The sequence below is a fragment of the Bacillus sp. 05T31 genome (genome assembly GCF_056396725.1).
In genome coordinates this window covers 1-1,104 of sequence record NZ_JBFTMA010001016.1, presented here as the reverse complement: position 1 = coordinate 1,104, position 1,104 = coordinate 1, and the positions used below count along the sequence as shown (strand labels likewise).

Annotated in this window: 2 protein-coding genes; both read right to left on the bottom strand. The window is 38.6% G+C overall.

The annotated features are described in order from the left end of the window. Positions 1-61 precede the first annotated feature (61 nt). On the bottom strand, positions 62-733 hold the full coding sequence (locus AC1DJR_RS30900) for a response regulator transcription factor (protein WP_002126137.1): 672 nt from the start codon (positions 731-733) through the stop codon (positions 62-64). Further along, positions 730-1,104 (bottom strand): YncE family protein (locus tag AC1DJR_RS30895; protein WP_477004351.1); only part of this gene is annotated, 375 nt, incomplete at its 5' end. The genes AC1DJR_RS30900 and AC1DJR_RS30895, both read right to left, overlap by 4 nt.

The window sequence follows — 1,104 nt, the reverse complement described above, 5'->3', positions numbered from 1 at the left end:
CTGTTACACATACTGCACATACTACTGTAAGCCAAAGCTTTTGTACCATCGTAAACATACGTTACACCTCAAATTTATAACCTACACCCCAAACGGTTTGAATGTAGTTTCCACTTTCTCCTAGCTTTAGACGCATCGTTTTCACATGCGTATCTACCGTTCTTGTACTTCCTGCATAATCATATCCCCACACCTTTTCAAGCAATTGTTCCCGGCTAAATACTTGTCCATTATGTTGGCAAAGAAAATATAGTAAATCGAACTCTTTTACCGTAAGAGGAATCGTCTCACCATTCGTCTCGACCCTCCTACTTTTTTCATTAATAAGAATCGGTCCAAATTGAATCTCTTCTTGCTGTTCTTGCTTTGTATATCGTCTTAAAACAGCTTCCATACGAGCAATTAGTTCCCCRGGACTAAATGGCTTTACAATATAATCATCTGCTCCCATACGTAAGCCGTTCACCCTATTCCACTCTTCACCTTTTGCTGTTAAAAATATAATAGGTACATCCGACGTTTTTCGAATCTCTTTACAAACTGAAAGCCCATCCATCTCAGGCATCATAATATCTAGTACAACGAAATCATAATGATCCGTCTCTAATTTTCGAAGTGCCTCTTTTCCATTTTCAGCTTCTCCCCACTCGTATCCGAAGTTATCTAAGTACATTCCGACAAGTTGCCTCATATCACTTTCRTCATCTACGACTAGCACGTTATATTTACTCATTGTCCTTCCCCTTCTCTCTCTATGAGTTGAAACGGTCCTTTTCCGACTTTAATTGTTTGTTTTATTTTCATATTCTTCATATCCATTACGCACACTTCATCGCTATCATAACTAGCTACATATCCTTCTGCACCGCTTTTCAAAAATGCAAATGGATTAGATCCTACTTCTACAAATCCTACCTCTTGATACGTACTTGCATCAAACTTTCTAAGCGTATTTGAACCGTGACTTAGCGCATATACATACTTATCATCCTTTGTTATATTCACAGGCATAAACGGAGCATGTAAAGAACGCATCATCTCTCCGCTCTGTAAAGAATACACTAATACTTTCTCATTCACTTGACTTCCATCACCATGTCCACC